This window comes from Variovorax sp. dw_308 (assembly GCF_019207085.1).
In the GTDB taxonomy this organism is placed as follows: Bacteria; Pseudomonadota; Gammaproteobacteria; order Burkholderiales; family Burkholderiaceae_C; genus Variovorax.
On the sequence record NZ_JAATOM010000020.1, the window covers coordinates 1 to 18,792 of the forward strand.

Sequence of the window (18,792 nt, forward strand, 5' to 3'; positions counted from 1 at the left end):
ACTGCTCGACTCCGGCGCGCTGGTGGTCGATGCCTTGCGCCACCGGGTGCATGCCGCCGACGCGTGGTTGCCGCTGGCACGCCGGCCCGTGCTGTTCGCGCTGGCGCGTGCGCTTGCCGAGGCATGGCCCGGCGACGCCGACCGCGAAGCCTTGATCGAATACGCCTTTCGCACCCGCCGCCCCGACGAGACGCACCGGGCACGCCTGCGGGTCGAGATCGGCCGCCTGCGCGCGCTGCTCAAGTCGATGGCGCGGATCGACGCCACGGCGCGGGGCTTCATGCTCCAGCCGCTCGACGAACGCGCAGTCGTTGTGCTCGCGCCGCCCGTCGACGGCGACCAGGGCGCGTTGGTGGCGCTGCTGTCCGACGGTGCGGCCTGGTCGACCTCCGCGCTGGCGCTGGCGCTTGGGGCCAGCCAGCGCACGGTGCAGCGTGCGCTGGCCGAACTGGAGGCGCAGGGCAGGGTGCGCGCGATCGGGCAGGCGCGGGCGCGCCGCTGGCTGTCGCCACCGCTTGCCGGATTCACGACGATCTTGCTACTGCCCGCCGCGCTGCCGATTGAATAGCGTCGCTCCATGGCGCCGCTCCAGGCGCGACAAGGGCTATGGCGCCATCGCTGCACGGCCCTTGGCATCGCGCTTCGCCCGGCTCTCCTTGGCACTGCATCCGTATTGCCCGAGGTACCAGCGCGAGAAGGCGCTTGGCGCGGAAAAGCCGAGCATCATCGCGACCTCCGTCAACGGGCGATTGCCCTCCATGACATGCCGCATGGCGAGTTCCTTGCGGATCTCGTTGACCATCGACGAGAAGGGCTGCCCGTGTTCGTCCAGCCTGCGTTGGACCGTGCGGCACACGAGGCCCAGATGATCCGACACCTGCTCGATGGTGCAGCGCCCGCTGGGCAGCAACAGGAGGATGGTGCGGCGCACGTCGCCATGCACTGTCGCACCGCCCGTCTTCGGCGACGCGTCCAGCAGCTGCTGGGCGTAGCGCACCATGGCGGGATCGGCCGACGCGTTGCGTGCATCGAGATCGGCCCTGGTGCAGACGATGCAATTGAACTCGTAGTCGAACTCGACGCGATGGCCGAACAGCCGGTGATGCACGCTCAGGTCACGCGGCGCGGCATGCTCGAAACAGACGCGGCGCGGCTGCCACGCTTCACCGAGGATTTCGCGCATCAGGCGCAGCGTCACGCCGAGCGCCATTTCGATTCGCTGGCGCGTGGACTGCTGCGCCTTGCCGGCGCTCAGGTCTTCGCGGATCACGACCAGGCCGGCTGACTCCTCGAGCATGAAAGACAGCGCGCCGTTGATCAGCGTCTGGTAGCGCATCAGTACGTTCAGCGAATTGCGCAAGCTTGCCTGGTCGCGGATCAGCAATCCCACCGCACCGAGGTTGGACAGCTGGCGCGACTCGGCCATGCACAGGCCGAAGCTCTCATTGCCCGACTTGCTCGCGGAGATGTGGAGAAGTTCGGTCACCCGCTCGACCGGGATCAGGAGATCCGGCTGGCGCAGCACGTTCGGGTTGAGGCCGACGTCATGGAGCATCTGCACCGGATCGAGCCCGCTGGCCCGGGCGACCTCGCTGTAGTTGGTGAGGCTCGCGGCGCGGACCTGCGTCATGGCATGGGACCTTGGGAAAGTGGCACCGAAGGATAAGTGCGTGTCATGGATTGTCAAGTGGAATGGCCCCGGCAGGCTCACACTTTCCTCACCGTCCCAAGCCCTTAGGACAAGAGGAGACACACATGATTCAAGCATTCGCCGAGGCGCCCGCAGTGGTCCGCGCGGCATCGCTCGGCAACTCGATCCGCGTCGAGCCACTCACCTGCACGATCGGCGCCGAACTCGGCAACGTGAACCTGGGCGCGGCCGCGGAAGACGACCTGTTGATGGCGGAGATCCGCGCGTTGCTGCTCAGGCACCGCGTGGTGTTCTTCCGCGACCAGGACATCACGCGCGCCCAGCACGTGGCGTTTGCGCGCCGCTTCGGTGCGCTGGAAGACCATCCGGTGCTGGGCAGCGACCCCGACCATCCCGGGCTGGTCCAGATCTACAAGACCGCCGCCAGTCCACCGGATCGCCACGAGAACTCCTGGCACACCGATGCCACCTGGCGCGACAAGCCGCCGCTCGGCTGCGTGCTGCGATGCGTGGAATGCCCGCCGGTGGGCGGCGACACGATGTGGGTCAACATGGTCGAGGCGTACCGGCAACTGCCCGAGGACATCAAGGCGAAGATCGCGCCCTTGCGCGCGCGCCACAGCATCGAGGCCAGCTTCGGCGCCGCCATGCCGATCGAGAAGCGGCATGCGCTGAAGGCGCAGTTCCCCGATGCCGAGCACCCGGTCGTCCGCACCCATCCCGAGACGGGCGAGAAGGTGCTGTTCGTCAACGGCAGCTTCACCACGCACTTCACCAACTTCAACACGCCGGCCAACGTGCGCTGCGGGCTCGACAAGTCGCCGGGCGCGAGCCAGTTGCTCAACTACCTTGCCAGCCAGGCCCTCATCCCCGAATACCAGGTCCGCTTCCGGTGGAAGAAGAACAGCGTGGCCTTCTGGGACAACCGCTCGACGCAGCACTACGCGGTGATGGACTACCCGCCCTGCGACCGCAAGATGGAACGCACCGCCATCGTCGGAGACGCGCCGTACTGATGGCGCGGGGCGGCGCACCGGCCTTGGCGCAGTGGCCGTGACGGGCGCCTGCGCCGCATGGTTTTCTTCATCTCTTCATCGACCTCGGGTCGGCCCGCGATGCCGGCCGCGGCAGCCTTTTGTCCACGAAACCTGCAATGAACGCCTCAACACAACCCACTCTCCTCATCGTGCCCGGCCTTCGCGACCATGTCGAAGAACATTGGCAGACGCACCTGCAACGCAAACTGTCTTCGGTGCGCAAGGTCGTCTGCGTGCCCCCGCTGGAGGCCGACAAGCTGAGCCGCGCCGCGCGCGTGGCGGCCATCCAGCGGACCGTCGAATCCATCGACGGTCCCATCGTCGCCGTGGCCCACAGCGCCGGCGTGGTCATGCTGGTGCATTGGGCACAGGTCCACGCCAGAAAACTCGAAGGCGCATTGCTCGCGGCACCGCCGGATTTCGATTCGCCTTTGCCCGCGGGTTATCCGACCCTCGATGCACTGCAATCGAATGGCTGGTTGCCGGTTCCGCGCCGCGCGTTGCCCTTCCCCAGCATCGTGGCGGCCAGCACCAACGATCCGCTCGCCAGCTTCGACAGCGTGACCCGCATGGCGAAGGACTGGGGCAGCAAACTGGTCAACGTCGGCGCCGCAGGCCACCTCAACCCGGCTTCGGGTTTCGGCCCCTGGCCGATGGCCGAGGCGTTGATCGGCCAGTTGGAAATGCGGCTGCGATAGCTGTCGCGATTTGCAAAGTGAGAGGCATGCAATGTCAAGCGACAAGCGATGCAAAGCCAGACCATTCACTGTCCCTTCAGACACCCGACACCCACCCATCAAAAGGAGATAAACATGCACTTCCTCGACGACTCCCTCCTGCCGGAAAACCAGGAACCGCTGGTCATCCAGTCCGCGCCCTACGGCCCCCAATGGCTGCCCGGTGACTCCACCGATGTGCCGGTGAAGTTCGCTGACCAGATCCAGAAGGCGGTCGACGTCTACAACGCCGGCGCCACCGTGCTTCACGTGCATGTGCGCGAAGCCGATGGCACGGGCTCGAAGCGCCTGTCGATGTTCAATGAGATGCTCGACCGCCTGCGCACCGCCGTGCCGAAGATGGTCCTGCAGGTGGGCGGGTCCATCTCGTTCGCGCCGGAGAACGAAGGCGAGAGCGCCAAGTGGCTCTCGGACGACGTGCGCCATGCGCTGGCCGAGTTGAATCCGCGGCCCGACCAGGTCACGCTCGCCGTCAACACCAGCCAGATGAACACGGCGGAGAACAAGGTGCCTTCCGATGTGGCGGGCACCTCGTGGGAGGACCTGGAGAACAGCGCCTACCGCGAGATGGTCGTTCCGGCCGGCCCGACCTTCGTCGAGGAGCACATGAAGCGCCTGGTGGCCAACGGCATCCAGCCGCACTTCCAGCTCGGTCACCTGGCGCAGTTCGAGACGCTGGGGCGCATGATCCGTCGCGGCAAGTACATGGGGCCGCTGGTGTTGAACTGGGTGTCGCTGCAGGGTGGCTTCGACGGCCCCAATCCGAACAGCATGCTGAACTTCATCAACCATGTGCCGGACGGCGCGGTGCTCACCATCGAGGGCACGGCACGCAACACCTGGCCATTGACCGGCATGGGCATCCTCCTGGGCTTGCATGTGCGCTGCGGCATCGAGGACACGCTGAACGACAAGCTGGGCGAGCGCATCACCTCGGTCCAGCAGGTCGAGAAGATGGTGCGCGTCTCCCGGGAATACCACCGGGAGATCGCGACTGGCGAAGACGCGCACCGCATCTACAAGATCGGCGTGTTCTACAACAGCGTCGAGGAGACGCTGGCGAAGAACGGCTTTGCTCCCTCGCGCAAGCCGGGCCAGCGCGGCTTCACGCACTACGCCACCGCATAGCAGGCACAACGCGTCGGGTGCTCAAGGGCGCCCGATGCCTGCAATTTCATTTCTCGTCGTCCAAGTGTCCGTACCCCAAGGTGAATGCCATGTTTGCTGATCTGTTGAAGCTGAGATTCCTCGCGCCCTTTGCGCTGTCATGGCTGGCGGCCCTGTCGCCTGCGCAAGCGGAGCAGCAATGGCCCGACAAGCCCATCCGCCTGGTCGTCCCGGCGCCAGCGGGCGGTATCTCGGACGCCGTTGCCAGGCTGCTCTCGGAGCAACTGCGCACCAGCCTGGGTGTCACCGTGCTGGTGGACAACAAGCCGGGCGGCTCGGCCATCGTCGCCGAGCGCGCGGTGATGGCTTCGCCGGCCGACGGCTACACCTGGATGGTCGGGCCGTCGAGCGTGCTGTCCGACATCCCGCTCACGGTGAAGACGCCGTACGACCCGCAGAAGACCTTCACCTATGTGGCGGAAGGGGGCGCCATGCTGCATGTGCTGGTGGCGAACGCGAGCTTTCCTCCGAACAACATGAAGGAACTGCTCGAGTACACCAAGCGCCATCCGCGTGCCGTGAGCGTGGCCAACCTGAGCGTTGGCACGCGCTCCAACCTCCTCGGCGAAATGCTCAGGGAGAAGAGCGGCAACGAGATGCTGGTGGTGCCGTACAAGGGCTCGGCGCCTGCCATCGTCGACCTGATGGGCAATCAGATCCAGCTCACTTTCGAGGTGGTCAGCAACGTCGTCCCGTTCATCAAGGCCGGCAAGCTCAAGGCCATTGCCATCGCTTCCTCGACGCGCTCGCAGTACCTGCCGGACGTGCCGACCTTCGCCGAGGCCGGGCTGCCTGATTTCGTGATGCCGCATGCGAGCGTCGGCGTCTTCCTCCTGAGCAGCACGCCCCAGCCGCTTGTCGACCGGATCCAGGCCGAAGTGAAGAAGATCGTCGCCACGCCGAAGTACCGCCAGGCGCTCGCCTTGCAGAGCCTGGACCTGCCGCACGACTCCTCGCCCGCACAGCTCAAGCAGGTGCTGGCCACGACCATGGAACACAACCAGGCCATCATCGAGAAGCTGCAACTCAAGATCAGTCCGGAGTGAAGGCGGGCAGCGGCGCGTTATCGCACTGCGAACGCGCCCGGCAGGAGCCTCCCCTGATCCCCAAAGGCTTCGCACTCCATCGCAAGGACAGCCATCAGGGCTTCCTGCGCAAGGCCGCCTGAGCGGCATGCCAATCAAACACCAGACAGGAGACACGACATGGTCAAGGCGATCCGCCTCTATGAGACAGGCACCCCCGAGGTCCTGAAGTTCGAGGACGTCGAGGTCGGCGACCCCGGTCCCGGCCAGGCGCGTGTGCGGCACAGCTTCATCGCGCTGAACTTCATCGACGTCTATTTCCGCACCGGCCGCTATCCGCTCGCGCTGCCCAACGGCATCGGCTCCGACGCGGTGGGCGTGGTGGAGGCGGTGGGCCCCGGCGTGACGGACATCAAGGCCGGCGACCGCGTGGGCTACCTGATCGGGCCGCAGGGCGCGTATGCGCAGGCGCGGGTGATGCCGGCCGAAGTGCTGATCCCGCTGCCCGATGGCGTGTCGGACCGCACGGCCGCCACGCTGATGATGAAGGGCATGACGGCACAGTACCTGTTCCGCCAGGTGTTCCCGCTGCAGGGCGGGGAAACCATCCTCTATCACGCGGCCGCCGGCGGCGTGGGCCTGATCGCCTGCCAATGGGCGCGGGCCATGGGCGTGACCATGATCGGCACCGTCAGCACCGACGAGAAGGCCGAGCTTGCCAAGGCCAACGGCTGCGCGCACACCATCGTGACCTCGCGCGAGAACGTCGTCGAGCGCGTCAAGGAGATCACCGACGGCAAGGGTGTTCCAGTGGTCTACGACTCGGTCGGCAAGGACACGCTGACGGCGTCGCTGGATTGCCTTCAGCCGCGCGGCTCGCTGGTCAGCAATGGCACCTCCTCGGGGCCCGTCGTGATCGACACCTCGATGCTGGCGGGCCGCGGTTCGCTGTGGGTCACGCGGCCGGCGATGATGCATTACATCCAGCCGCGCGCCCACATGCTCGACATGGCCCGCGAGCTGTTCGACCATGTACTGGCCGGGCGCATCGTCAGCGAGCCGAAGCAGGTGTTCCAGCTCGAGGATGCGGCCGAAGCCCATCGCGCGCTCGAGGCACGCCAGACCTCCGGCTCGACCATCCTCGTTCCCTGATCGCATGGGAATCACCATGAACAAGCACCTGCTGGCGCTTTGTGCGCTGGCGTCAGCGGGCACTGCCGCTGCGCAATCGTCCGTGACCGTGTTCGGCGTCGTCGACGCGGCTGTCAGCTACTACAGCACCACGAGTCGGTCCTATGGATTCACGCCGCCGCGGGAGGTCACCCAGTCACAGACCGTGCTGTCGCCCTCGGGCTACAACTCCAGCAGGCTCGGCTTTCGCGGCACGGAGGATCTGGGCGGCGGGCTGTCCGCAAGCTTCTGGCTGGAGGCACCGTTGGCCAACGACGTGGGCGGCGGCGCCGCGAACTTCGGTCGTCGCTCCACCGTCAGCCTGACCGGCCCCTTCGGCGAAGTCCGGCTCGGCCGCGACTACACCGCGTCCTTCTGGAACGATGGCGTGTTCGATCCCTTCGGCGTCAACGGCGTCGGCACCAACCTGATCGCGGTGGTCAACAGCAACCTGGCGGCCACGCGCGCGCTTGCGACGGGCGGCCTGTTGAACGGCGGGCTGTCCGCCGGCACCGACAGCTACCTGCGCACCAGCAACGCCATCGGGTACTTCCTGCCGGCGGGCCTTGCGGGCTTCTACGGCCAGGCGCAATACGCATTCCACGAGAACGTGGATTCGAGCAACGTGCCTGGCAGTCCGTCCAGGCGGGGCAGCTACGCCGGGGGACGCTTCGGCTGGGCCAACGGTGGCGCCGACGTCGCCGTGGGCTACGGCGAGAGCACATTGGCCAGCACCACGCCGGGTGGCGAGAAGATCAAGACCCTGAACGTCGGCGCCTCCTATGACTTCGGGATCGTGAAGGTCTTCGGCGAGTGGTCGCGCGTGTCCGACGTCCGTGACGCCGTCAACGCGACCACGCCGGCAGCGACCGACCGCTACGACGGCCTCATGACCGGCGTGACCGTGCCGGTGGGTCCGGGTCTTGTCCGTGTGTCGATTGCGCGGGTGAACTTCAACAACGGCAACGGCTTGCCCGACAGCGACGCATCGGTGAGGAAGCTGGCGCTGGGCTATGTGCACAATCTGTCGAAGCGTACTGCGCTGTACGCATCGGTGGCGCGCATCAATATCGACGACGGTCACAACAACCCGGCCGTGATGGGCGTCACGCCGCTGGTGCTGAGTGTTCCCGCCATATTTCCGCAGCCCACGTATGTCACGACCAACGGAATGCAACCGCACGGCTCCTACGGCTACGACTTCGGGATCCGGCACGCGTTCTAGACCCCGGCGCATGCGCGCGGGGCGGCCAGTGCCGGCCGCTCGCCGGATTCACGACGATCTTGTTACTCCCCGCTGCGCTGCCGATTGAATAGAGTTCGCTCCATGGCGCCGCTCCAGGCGCGACAAGGAGTCAGCGATGGCAAGCAGCAAGACCGGCAAAAGCCAGCCCGGCAACAGCCAGCCCGAACCCACGGCCCATGCAGCCGAGATCGTGCGCGAATACGGTCCCTTCGACGGCGCCGAGAAGATCGCCGGCGTGACCCATGACGGCCAGCGCGTCTGGGCCGCCACGGGCGAGCGGCTGATCGCCTTCGACGCCGACAGCGGCCAGACCACGCGCACGCTCGACCGCGTCTGCGACGCCGGCACCGCCTATGACGGCACGCACCTCTACCAGATCGCCGAGCAGCGCATCGACAAGATCGATCCGGTCACCGGCGAGGTGCTGGCCACGATCCCGGCGCCGGGCCACGGCCTCGACTCGGGCCTCACCTGGGCCGAGGGCAGCCTGTGGGTCGGCCAGTACCGCGACCGCAAGATCCACCAGATCGATCCGCAGACCGGTGCGGTCATCCGCACCATCGAGTCCAACCGGTTCGTCACCGGCGTGACCTGGGTCGACGGCGAGTTGTGGCACGCCACGTGGGAGGGTGACGCGAGCGAGATTCGCCGCATCGACCCGCACAGCGGCACGGTGATCGAGCGGCTGGAGATGCCGCCGGGCATCGGCATCAGCGGACTCGAATCCGATGGGGCGGACCTCTTCTATTGCGGTGGCGGATCGAGCGGAAAGGTCCGCGCCGTGCGCCGCCCCACCAGCGCATCGCGCAGCCCTGCAGGCAAGGCAACGACGCCTTCCTGACGTTCCCACCCGGTCTTCCGATCGAAGCACGCGCGGGCCCGCCATCGGCCGGCTGGGTCGCGCCCTGGCCAAGCGCATTGGCAACAACCGCAACGGCTCACCACGCCAAGGAGCAAACCATGAACACAAGCACCGCCGAAGCCCGCACACCGAACCATCCCGTCGTCTCGCGCGAGCGCTGGCTTGCCGAACGCAAGGCGCTGCTCGATCGCGAGAAGGAACTGACGCGCCTGCGCGACGACATCGCCCGCGCACGCCGCGCGCTGCCGTGGACGCGCATCGACAAGGACTACGTCTTCGACACGCCCGACGGCCCGCGCCGCCTCGCCGATCTGTTCGAAGGCCGCAGCCAGTTGCTGGTGCAGCACTTCATGCTCGGCCCGGGCTGGGCGCAAGGCTGCCAGAGCTGCTCGTACATGGCCGACCACATCGGCGGCATGCAGATCCACCTCGAACATCGCGACGTGACGATGCTCGTCATCTCGCGCGCGCCGCTGGATGAGATCGAGCGCTTTCGGGCGCGCATGGGCTGGGGGTTCAAGTGGGTGTCCTCGCATGGCAGCGACTTCAACTTCGACTTCGGCGTCAGCTTCACGCCGGAGGAAAAGGCCCGGGGCGAGGTCGACTACAACTTCGGCAAGCGCCCCTTCATGCGCGAGGAACTGCCCGGCGTCAGCGTGTTCTTCAAGGACGAGGCGGGCGAGGTGTTCCGCACCTACTCGACCTATGGCCGCGGTGTCGAGGTGATGATGGGCACCTACGACATGCTCGACCTGACGCCCAAGGGCCGCGACGAGCACAACCTGGCGTATCCGATGGATTGGGTGCGCCATCACGACCGCTACGAGCCGGCGCCGATCGCGCAGCCGGCGCCCTCAGGCGGCGCATGCTGCCATGCAGGGGCTTGAGGCGCAGTGCCGTGTGATGAAGTCAAGGAAATGGACATCCTGGCGAGTCTTTGGCCCTGGCTGGCGGTCGCGGGACTCGGCGCCTTCCATGGGCTGAACCCGGCCAGCGGGTGGATGCTGGCTGCCGGATTTGCCCTGCGTTCGCGCGACCGGGCGCAGGCGCTGCGTGCCTTGCTGCCGATCGCCGCGGGGCACGCTGCCTCGGTGGCGCTCGTGGCTGCAGCGGTCGCGTTCGGCATGTCGATGGACCGGACGGTGCTGCAAGTCGTGGCGGGTGGGCTGATGGTGGTGGCTGCGGCCTTGCACCTGTCGGGCCGTGCACCCCGGCTGGCGCGCAAGCCGGCGGGGCATGCCGGGCTGGCGCTTTGGTCTTTCATGATGTCCACCGCGCACGGCGCCGGCTTGATGCTGGTGCCGGCCCTGGCGCCGCTGTGCATGGGCGACCCTGCGGCCCGGCAAGGCAGCGCGTCAAACGCCTTGCTGCTCGCGTTCGCGGCCGTCGGTGTTCACACGGTGGCAATGCTCGCGGTGACCGGCCTCATTGCGAGCGGGGTGTGTCGCGGCTTCGAGGCATGGCGCCGATGGAGACGAGTCGACGAACCCAGGGAGGGAACGTGTTGACGACCTACAAGGTGCCGAGCAGCCCTGCGTTCGTCTGCAGCCACTTCAGCGTGCGCAATTGATCGTTGTGCTCCGTCGTGCACAACGCAAGGTGAGCGCGCTGCGAAGGCGGCACAGTAGTGGCAACCGTCGCAGCGGCGGCAGCCTTGGCTGCGGCGGCAATCTCATCCAGGCAGGCAGCCTTGGCCGGCGAGGGGGAGGGCCACGGCGGCGGGACAGGTGCTGGCGCAGGGGCCTGTGCATTGGGCGCTTGTGAAGCCTGCGAGCTTGCCGATGGCACGTCCGGCTTGGGCACCGGCGTCTCGATCGCGGGGTCTGCCGCGAGGATGGCAACCTGGCGTGTCAGCACCCACAGCGGCACCGAGTCGGCGTTCTTGGTTATCCAGGCCCGCGTCGAAGCGCTTTGCAGGGCTGCGGGCTTGACGTTTTCGCAGGCGGTCCCGGCCTTGCCGATGCGATCGCCGAGGCGCGGCCAGGCGTTGACGGGCGTGGCCGGCAGTGCCCGCACGGGCTGACCCTTGTCGCCCGTGGTCGGGATGCCCTGGGCGGACTTGGCGAGAGCCTCCGTGTAGGCCCGCGCTTCCCTCTGGTTGCCGTTGAGCACGTCGGCCACTTCGTTCGCGTAGCCGTCGAAGCAGCCGGTGGAAGTAGCCTCGGCCAACAGCAGTTCGTCGAGCAGCGCGATGAGGCCCATGCTCACGACGATGGCGTGGCCGTCCAGCCGCCGCTGCGTGCCAAGGAGCGGCGTGGGCGTGGGGATGACGCTCAGTCGCGTGGCCTTGCGGATGGCAGCTTCGCGCGGACTCTCCCATGACGAAGCGGTAGCGGCCGCCCGCCATGCAGCGAAGGCCGCGGCCCAGCGTTGGTACTGTTGGCCCGCAGCGCTCACCTGGGTGGGCAGCGGAGGCGGCTTGTCGCTGCCTTCAGCCTGGGCGCCGCCAGCCTGCGCCAGCAGCAGCGTGACTGCGACAGGCAGCACGCGACGGCACAAGGTGGGCAGGCGCTGCCGGCAGCACGGGTGCAGGGTGGCGCCGGTCACGATGCGGCCTCCGTGTGCGCAGCGGGTGATGGCGCAGGCGTCGAAGCGGGCGCCGATGCGGCAGGCGGCGCGGATGCTCCTCCGCCAGGCGGCGGCGGCGGTGATGGTGGCGCTGGCGCTGGCTGCGGGCCCAGCGCGGCGCCTGCCGTCACATACCCCAGCAGACGGTAGCTCTCGAACTGCCGCTCGTCGAAGAACTGGTCGATGGTGCTCTGGTGGGGGAAGCGGTTGGGGTCCGAGCCGTCCTTGCCGGGCCTGGCGCTGTCGCGGGCATAGGCGGCAAGCTCGGGCGGGTCGTCCTCCCGCAGGACGGGCTTGAGCACGATCAGCTCGCCGTCCTCGGCGGCGTCGCTGCCGTCGCGCTCGGAGTAGAGGATGTCCGCCGTGAAGCTGCGCGGTCCCGTCTTCCCGCCGCTCGGCAGCTCGGGCGGAAGCCTGATGGGGATGCCGAGGTCGACGCGGATCTTCCGCACGGCATCGAGCAGGTCGCCCCATTCGTACGCGCCGTCGCAACTGGCGTCGACGAGCACGATCCGGCGGCATCGGCGACGCACCATCTCGTAGATGCCCATGTTGTCGAAGTGGCCGCCGTCGGAGAGGTAGATGAACCGGTCCTCGTCGCCAGTGGCACTGGCCGCCTCTGCGAGCATCACGTCCAGGCCCAGGCCGGCCTGCTCCTTGTACCAGCGGAAGTTCTGCACGGGGTTGGGAGACCACCAGCCCAGGCGCACGTTGAAGAGCGTCATGACGGCGGTCACCAGCGTCGAACTGTGATAGCCCATGTTGGGAGAGGCCGCCGCGCCGGAGATGGTCATCGCGCGGCCCAGCGACATGCCGCCGGAATAGAACTCGGTGGGCCGGAAGCCAAGGTGGGCAGAGCCGCAGAAGAGCGGCGTGGCAACGAAGGAGGCGGCCTTGCGCTGCTGCCAGTCCAGCCGCTTGTCCGAAGGCTTCACCAGGTTGAGCGCGATGTTGACCAATGGGTAGAGCCGCGGCTGTCCCTCGGGCGAGCGCAGCGGCGCACCGAGGTCTGCCAGCGGCGGGTTGTCGTCGGGATCGAAGCGGGTGAACCAGTGCGGGTGGCGCACCGGCCGCCCGGAGCCGAGGTAGGCGCGCACCAGGCGGTTGCCGTACATGCCGTGCAACGAGAACTGGTTGGCGCCCATGAAGAACGCCATGCCGATCGACACGAGCAGCAGCGGCCCGCAAGCCCCGATCAGCGCCAGGAGGTTCGAGCGCAGCAGCACGTGGGCATACACCTGGGCACCGGCCGAGCTTCCCAGCTCGGCCAGCTCGGCGCTGACGGGGTCAGGCTCGGGCGCCTGCGTGTGCACGATGTCGCTGCCCGCCACGCCTGCCGTGGCGGCCTGCATGCGCACCTGCTCGCGCAGGTACTCGGTCTGCGCATGCAGGTCGGTGGTGCAGACGGCGCGGCTCCAGCGCCAGTCGTAGCAGCGGTCCAGGGCGATGTGCCAGCACATCGACAGCGTCAGCAGCATGGCCAGCAGCACCAGCCCGGCCATGACGTCCAGCACCCGTTGGCGCAGCAGGCGCATGACGCGCTGGGCCTGGGTCTTGATGTCGTCGCCGTGCTTGCTCCAGTAGCCGCTGAGCGCGGTCAGCACGCCCAGGGTGCCGCTGCCTATTCCGAACTTGACGGCGGTGATGCCGGCGTCGGCGACGTAGCCCAGGATGAACATCGGCGCCCACACGACCAGGCCGAAGGCGACCACCCAGGCGAGGGTGAAGATCAGCCAGGCTGCAGTGGCGCGGGCCCACCATTCGCGGTCCTCCTCGCTGCTGACGCGGCCCATCAGGCCGGCATACAGGGTCATGGACAGCCAGAAGGCCCCGGTCATCGCCGGCACCGCGAAGCTCGCGTAGAGCAATCGCTGCGTGGCCGACAGCTCTTGCGCCACGGCGCCTTGCCCGAGCTGCGACAGCACCGCCAACGCGAGCAAGCCACCCACGGCGCCCACCACGACTACGAAAAAAACGCCCCACGGGCTGGCAGGCCGCAACTCGAGCTTGCGCCAGTGCTTGCGCAACAGCACGCCCAGCAGCATGCCGATGAAATGCGCCGCCGCGCCGCCGGCAGCGAACCACCGCCAGTCCTGCTTGTGCAGCGGCTCCGTCCACGACCCCAGCAGGGCCAGAACCGTTACGGCCAGCGTGATCGGCAGGAAGCAGGCCCACGAGAACATGCTTTTTTGCGGCACCTGCGGCTGCCTTGCCGGCCGGCGGACGGGCTCGGGCAGGTCGGACGCGATGTAGGCGATGCCCAGGATGATGACCACCAGCACGCCCCACAGTGGCCACCACTCGGCCAGGCTTTTCGGAGTCAGCGCCGGCCCCCCGATGTCCACCGCGAGGTACAGCCGCGGCAGTGCCACGAGGGCCGCCAGGAACGGCAACCACACCACCCAGTTCAGCATCAAGTTGCGCAGGAAGATCGCAACGAGCGTGAATGCGTCGGTGCTCAGGCCGCCCCGGGGGCTCAGGTAGTTGCTGTAGGCGCGCAGCGGGGCGACAGGGTCGGTCGCGCCGCCGCTGATGCGCGTGGCGCCCGCCATCCGGGACGCGCCCTCGGTGCCGGCGCTGTGGCCGATGTGGTACAGGCGCAGTTGCACGGCCGCTTTGCCGGCGGTGTCGGCGGCCTCGTCCTCGGCCGCGTCGATCCGCTGGAGTTCGGATTGCAGCGCTGCCAGCCGGGCCTTGTCGGTATCGTTCTGCTTCGGCTTTTCGATGATGGCGTTCAGTTCCGCCGCGACCTCGCGCCTGGGCGCCTCGTATTCCTTGCGCTTCGCGCAGCTGCCGCTCAGGTAGGCCTGCCACAACCCGTTCACCAGCCAGCTGCCCATGTAGCCACCACCGCTGACGGTGGAGATGTAGTGGAAGTCCTCCAGCTGACCCTTCCCGGCAAGCCACTGCAGCACGCCCAGGCTGAATGTCGCGCTGCGGATTCCGCCGCCGGACAGGCACAGGGCCGTGGCGCTGTTGGCCTTGGTGAAGCCCTGCACCAGTTCGGACAGCGAGTGCAGGTACCGGTCCGGGTCCGGATCCGGTCCTGCATCGGGCTTGGGCTTGAAATCGGGGTCGAGCGCTGTCCAGCGCAGATCGCGGAGGACGTGCACGGCCTCCTGCCGCAGCATGTCCTCGGGGTCCCAGTAGGGCGCCGCCTGCGCCTCCTGGCGTCTTTTTTCTTCTTGCCGGTCCCTGGCGGTCTTCTGCTTGCTCTTCAGGTTGAACATGGAAGCACCCTTTGAAGCCACTGTCGGGCGCGAGCTTGCACGTGGCGGCGGGCGGAGGCAACCTCAAACTGGTGGATACGGGACTGCCGAGGCCCTTGCGCTGGTTGTCAGCCAGCCAGGACCACGACGCCGTCGGCGGCGCGCACGCCTTGCCCTTCGGGCAGGACGAAGACCGGGTTGATCTCGGCCTCGACGAGGCGATCGCCCAACTGCGCGGCCATCTGCGAGAAAGCGACGATGGCATCCACCAGCGCTTCGACATCCGCCTTCGGTCGACCGCGGAAGCCGTCCAGCAGTGGCCAGGTCTTGAGCTCCTGCGCCATGCCGAGCGCTTCCTCGCGACTCAAGCCGCCTTCCGAAGGCAGCAGGCGCATCGTGGTGTCCTTGAAGAGCTCCGCGGTCACGCCGCCCATGCCCAGTAGGATCGCCGTCCCCAGCGCGTCGTGATGCACTCCCAGGATCAGCTCCGTGCCACCGCCCACCATCTCCTGCACCAGGAAGCGCTGCGGCCGCACGCCGGCCCTGGCCTCGACCTCCGACGCCATCGCCTGCAGGCGCGTGCCCACGGTCTCCGGCGTGAGGTTGACGGCGACGCCGCCCACATCGCTCTTGTGCGTGATCTCGGCCGACAGGATCTTGAGCACGACGCGACCACCCAGCTTGCGCGCGGAGGCTTCCGCCTGCGTCGGCGTCGTCACCACCACCTCGCGTGCGCAGGGCACCCCGAAGCGGGTGAACAACTGCTTGGCCTGTGCTTCGTCCAGCGAACCGGCCGGCAGGTCGTCGATGGCCACGGTCTCTTTCGCGATGCTGGCCGGTGCGGGCGCCTGCCAGCGGCCGACCTTGAGCATCGCGCCCAGCGCCGCGGTGCAGCTTTCCGCGTTGGCAAAGGCGGGCACGCCACGCTGCGTGAGCAGGGCCCCGACTTCGGGCGCATGCGGGCTCACGTAGGCGATCACCGGCTTGTCGGAATGGGGCAGGCAGTCCTCGATGGCCCCGGCCATCAGTTCGGGCATGGCCAGGCCGGACGATCCCACGATGATCGCGAGCGCGTCATAGCTCGGGCTCTTCAGCAGGACGTCGATGGCGCCGCGCAGGAGATCCGGCTTCAATCCAGCCAGGGTCACGTCGATGGGGTTGCGGTCCAGCACGGCGTGGTCGCCGGTCTGCAGCGCGCGCAGGGCCTCGGCCGTCGCGGCATCGGGCGCCGGCGTCTCGAACCCCTGCATGCCCAGGTCGTCCGAGACCAGCGTGCCAGCCCCGCCGGTGGATGTCAGGATGGCAACGCGCGGACCCCGCAGCTTGCGGCCCGTGGCCAGTGCCACCGGGATGTCGAGCAGGTCGCCAAAGCTCCGGGCGCGGATCACGCCCACCTGCCGGAACAACGCGTCGTACATGCTGTCGGCGCCGGCCATCGCACCGGTGTGCGACACCGCGGCCTTGGCGCCCGCCTCGGACCGGCCGATCTTGAACGCAACCACGGGCTTGCCCGCTTTCGCTGCCTTCAGCGCCGCGGCACGGAACTTCTCGGGGTTGCGCACGGTTTCGATGTAGAGCGCGATGACCCTGGTGGCATCGTCGTCCACCAGGTGGTCGATGAAATCGGACAGTTCCAGGTCGACCTCGTTGCTCGTCGAGATCAGCTTGGACAGGCCGATGCCGCGCGCCGCGGCCCGCGAGAGCAGCGAGCCGAGGATGCCGCCGCTCTGAGACACCACGCCGATGCCGCCCACCGGGAAGTGGTCCATCTCCAACGCACCGCTCGCCGACAGCACGATGTTGTCGGTGAGGTTGACCAGCCCGATCGTGTTGGGGCCGAGGATGCGCATGTCGCCGGCCGCCTCGATGAGTTGCTGCTGGCGACGTGCGCCTTGCTCGCCGGTCTCGGTGTACCCGCTCGCCAGGACGATCGCAGCAGCCGTGCCGCGTGCCGCGAGCTCGCTGACCGCTTGATGGGCGCGCTCGGCGCCGAGCAGCACGATGCCCACGTCGGGGTTGCCCGGCAGGGAGGCGATGTCCGGGTAGCACTTCAATCCGTTGATGGCGTCGACCCGAGGATTGACCGGGTAGATGTCCCCGGTGAATCCATGCTTCCGGAGGTAGGCAACCGGACGACCCGCCGTCTTGGCGGCATCGGCAGAGGCGCCGATCACGGCGACGCTGCGGGGCTTGATCAGCCGGGCGATGGCATTCATGGCGGTCACTGCGTGCAAGTCGATCATGTCGTTCATTGCGCTGACTCCTTCCTGGTGTTGCTCTTGGAAAGGAAGGCCATCACCGACTCGCGGTGCTCGGTGCTCGTGTAGCAGATGCCCTGCGCCTGGCTACCCTGTGCGAACACCTGCTGTGCGGGAAGCTCGAAGGTCTGGTTGAGGATGGTCTTGCCCAGCGCCAGTGCCGTGGCGGAGCCCTTGCTCATCTCCGCCGCCCAGCGCTGCGCATCCGCGACCAGGCTGTCGGCGTCCGACTTGCGATCGGCGATGCCCAGGCGCAAGGCCTCTTCCAGCTCGACCTTGCGTCCGCTGAAGATCAGTTCCTTGGCCCTTGCTAGGCCCACGCGGCGCGGAAGGAAGTACATGCCGCCGCCGTCCGGAATGATCCCGCGGTGGATGTAGGACCAGGTGAAGCTGGCCGCGCCGGAAGCGATGATGAAGTCGCATGCCAGCGCCGTGTCGGCGCCGAGCCCCGACGCCGCGCCATTGACGGCGGCAATGGTCGGCTTGGGCATGGTGTGCAGCAGCGACTGGGTGTGGTGAACGCGCTGCTGGCGGCTCCATCCGTTGAAGCCCACCTCGCCGGCCGGCGCCTGCATGCGGCGTTCCATGCCGGCCACGTCGCCACCGGCGCAGAAGCCCTTGCCGCGACCGGTCAGCACCAGTGCGCGAATGTTCTTGTCATAGGTCACGTGCTCGAGCGCGGCGATGAATTCCGTCCGCATGTCGTCGCTCATCGCATTGCGCTTCTCGGGTCGGTTCAGCCACAGCGTGGCGATGCCGTCGACGACTTCGAGTTGGATCAGATTGGAGTTCATGGGTCGGCCTTTGTGCTTCAGTCGGTCGTGATGTGGTTTTCCTTGACCACCTTGCGCCAGCGGGCCTCTTCGCCCTTTGCATACTTGTCGAAGTCCTCGGGCGAACCGGCGTTGATCACGAGACCTTCGCTCTCGACGCGCTTCTTGAAGGCGTCCGTCTGGATCGACTTCCTTGCTGCCGAGTTCAGCCTGGCGATCACATCGGCAGGCGTACCGGCCGGGGCATAGAGGCCGTACCAGCTGTCCGCAACGTAGCCGGGAACGCCGCTCTCCGCGATGGTCGGGACCTTGGCAAGCGATGGGGACGGTGAGCGCGTCGCCGTCGTCACCGCAAGGGCGCGAAGCTTTCCGCTTTCGACGAAGTTGCCGACGGCCGCTGCCGTGGCAAACATGACGTCCACCTGGCCGCCGAGCAGGTCGGTCATCGCGGGGCCCGCCCCGCGATAGGGGATGTGCGTCATGTCGGTCTTCGTGAGGTTCTTGAAGAGTTCGCCGGCCAGGTGAGCCGAAGTCCCCGAACCTTGCGAGGCGAACGAGATCTTGCCGGGATTGGCCTTTGCCGCAGCGATGAGGTCCGCGACGGACTTGTAGGGGCTGTCCGCCCGCACGACCAGCACGTTCGGCGAAATGCCGACGAGGATGACGGGCGCAAAGCCCTTCTCGTAGTTGTAGGGCAGCTTGGGCTGCAGGCTCGGGTTCACCACATGTGCGACGGTTGCCATCACGAGCGTGTAGCCGTCGGGTGCGCTCTTGGCGACCGCCTCCGTTCCGATGATGGTTCCGGCACCGGGCTTGTTGTCGATGATGACCGGCTGGCCCAGTTCCTTGCCCATGGTGATGCCCATGGTGCGTGCGATGAGATCCGTGCCGCCGCCGGGCGCGAAGGGCACGACGATCTTGATCGCCTTGTCTGGAAAGGCGGCGGCCGCCGGCGAGGCAGCGATGAAGGTGGCAGCGCAGGCGCAGCAAAGAATCGCTGCCAACCTGGCTCGCGTGGGTGTCAGGACGTTGTGCATGGATGTGTCTCCGGGTGGCAAGAAGGATGTCGAAGGGGTCTCGATGGCGGCA

Annotated in this window: 15 protein-coding genes and 1 pseudogene; 10 read left to right on the forward strand and 6 right to left on the reverse strand. The window is 67.5% G+C overall.

Features of this window, described 5'->3' with window-relative positions; genetic code table 11:
* Nucleotides 1-568 (forward strand): annotated as a pseudogene (locus tag HCU76_RS27645) (helix-turn-helix domain-containing protein); the annotation flags it as partial.
* 36 nt (nucleotides 569-604) lie between these two features.
* Here the strand turns inward: HCU76_RS27645 and HCU76_RS27650 are convergent.
* On the reverse strand, nucleotides 605-1,630 hold the full coding sequence (locus tag HCU76_RS27650; RefSeq protein WP_218511103.1) for an AraC family transcriptional regulator: 1,026 nt from the start codon (nucleotides 1,628-1,630) through the stop codon (nucleotides 605-607).
* Nucleotides 1,631-1,815: 185 nt separating this feature from the next.
* On the opposite strand from HCU76_RS27650, the gene HCU76_RS27655 reads away from it, so the two are divergent.
* The 9 genes from HCU76_RS27655 (at nucleotide 1,816) to HCU76_RS27695 (ending at nucleotide 10,403) form a co-directional block, all read left to right on the forward strand.
* Nucleotides 1,816-2,667 (forward strand): TauD/TfdA family dioxygenase, encoded by an 852-nt coding sequence (locus HCU76_RS27655; protein WP_218511171.1) that lies wholly within the window; start codon nucleotides 1,816-1,818, stop codon nucleotides 2,665-2,667.
* A gap of 137 nt (nucleotides 2,668-2,804) precedes the next feature.
* Complete coding sequence (locus HCU76_RS27660) at nucleotides 2,805-3,386, forward strand: alpha/beta hydrolase (protein ID WP_218511104.1); 582 nt, start codon at nucleotides 2,805-2,807, stop codon at nucleotides 3,384-3,386.
* Nucleotides 3,387-3,500: 114 nt separating this feature from the next.
* Entirely contained in the window at nucleotides 3,501-4,553 is a 1,053-nt protein-coding gene (locus tag HCU76_RS27665) for a 3-keto-5-aminohexanoate cleavage protein (protein ID WP_213958410.1), read from the forward strand.
* An 89-nt stretch (nucleotides 4,554-4,642) separates the two neighbouring features.
* Entirely contained in the window at nucleotides 4,643-5,638 is a 996-nt protein-coding gene (locus HCU76_RS27670) for a tripartite tricarboxylate transporter substrate binding protein (protein WP_218511105.1), read from the forward strand.
* Between the two features lie 159 nt (nucleotides 5,639-5,797).
* Entirely contained in the window at nucleotides 5,798-6,769 is a 972-nt protein-coding gene (locus HCU76_RS27675; protein WP_218511106.1) for a quinone oxidoreductase, read from the forward strand.
* 16 nt (nucleotides 6,770-6,785) lie between these two features.
* Nucleotides 6,786-8,012 carry a porin gene (locus HCU76_RS27680; protein ID WP_218511107.1) on the forward strand — a complete coding sequence of 409 codons (1,227 nt, stop codon included), beginning with the start codon at nucleotides 6,786-6,788 and terminating at the stop codon, nucleotides 8,010-8,012.
* A 136-nt stretch (nucleotides 8,013-8,148) separates the two neighbouring features.
* A complete protein-coding gene (locus HCU76_RS27685) occupies nucleotides 8,149-8,874 on the forward strand; it encodes a hypothetical protein (protein WP_218511108.1) in 726 nt (241 codons plus the stop codon).
* Nucleotides 8,875-8,993: 119 nt separating this feature from the next.
* On the forward strand, nucleotides 8,994-9,782 hold the full coding sequence (locus HCU76_RS27690; protein WP_218511109.1) for a thioredoxin family protein: 789 nt from the start codon (nucleotides 8,994-8,996) through the stop codon (nucleotides 9,780-9,782).
* Nucleotides 9,783-9,821: 39 nt separating this feature from the next.
* Nucleotides 9,822-10,403 (forward strand): hypothetical protein, encoded by a 582-nt coding sequence (locus HCU76_RS27695; protein ID WP_218511172.1) that lies wholly within the window; start codon nucleotides 9,822-9,824, stop codon nucleotides 10,401-10,403.
* Between the two features lie 4 nt (nucleotides 10,404-10,407).
* On the opposite strand, the gene HCU76_RS27700 is transcribed toward HCU76_RS27695, so the two are convergent.
* The 5 genes from HCU76_RS27700 to HCU76_RS27720 form a co-directional block, all read right to left on the reverse strand.
* Nucleotides 10,408-11,442 (reverse strand): hypothetical protein, encoded by a 1,035-nt coding sequence (locus tag HCU76_RS27700; RefSeq protein ID WP_218511110.1) that lies wholly within the window; start codon nucleotides 11,440-11,442, stop codon nucleotides 10,408-10,410.
* On the reverse strand, nucleotides 11,439-14,693 hold the full coding sequence (locus HCU76_RS27705) for a patatin-like phospholipase family protein (RefSeq protein WP_256354517.1): 3,255 nt from the start codon (nucleotides 14,691-14,693) through the stop codon (nucleotides 11,439-11,441). The genes HCU76_RS27700 and HCU76_RS27705 overlap by 4 nt, the downstream gene beginning before the upstream one ends.
* A 107-nt stretch (nucleotides 14,694-14,800) precedes the next feature.
* On the reverse strand, nucleotides 14,801-16,888 hold the full coding sequence (locus HCU76_RS27710) for an acetate--CoA ligase family protein (protein WP_218511174.1): 2,088 nt from the start codon (nucleotides 16,886-16,888) through the stop codon (nucleotides 14,801-14,803).
* Between the two features lie 32 nt (nucleotides 16,889-16,920).
* Complete coding sequence (locus HCU76_RS27715) at nucleotides 16,921-17,724, reverse strand: enoyl-CoA hydratase/isomerase family protein (protein ID WP_218511111.1); 804 nt, start codon at nucleotides 17,722-17,724, stop codon at nucleotides 16,921-16,923.
* Between the two features lie 17 nt (nucleotides 17,725-17,741).
* Complete coding sequence (locus tag HCU76_RS27720) at nucleotides 17,742-18,740, reverse strand: tripartite tricarboxylate transporter substrate binding protein (protein ID WP_218511112.1); 999 nt, start codon at nucleotides 18,738-18,740, stop codon at nucleotides 17,742-17,744.
* Nucleotides 18,741-18,792: the final 52 nt, after the last annotated feature.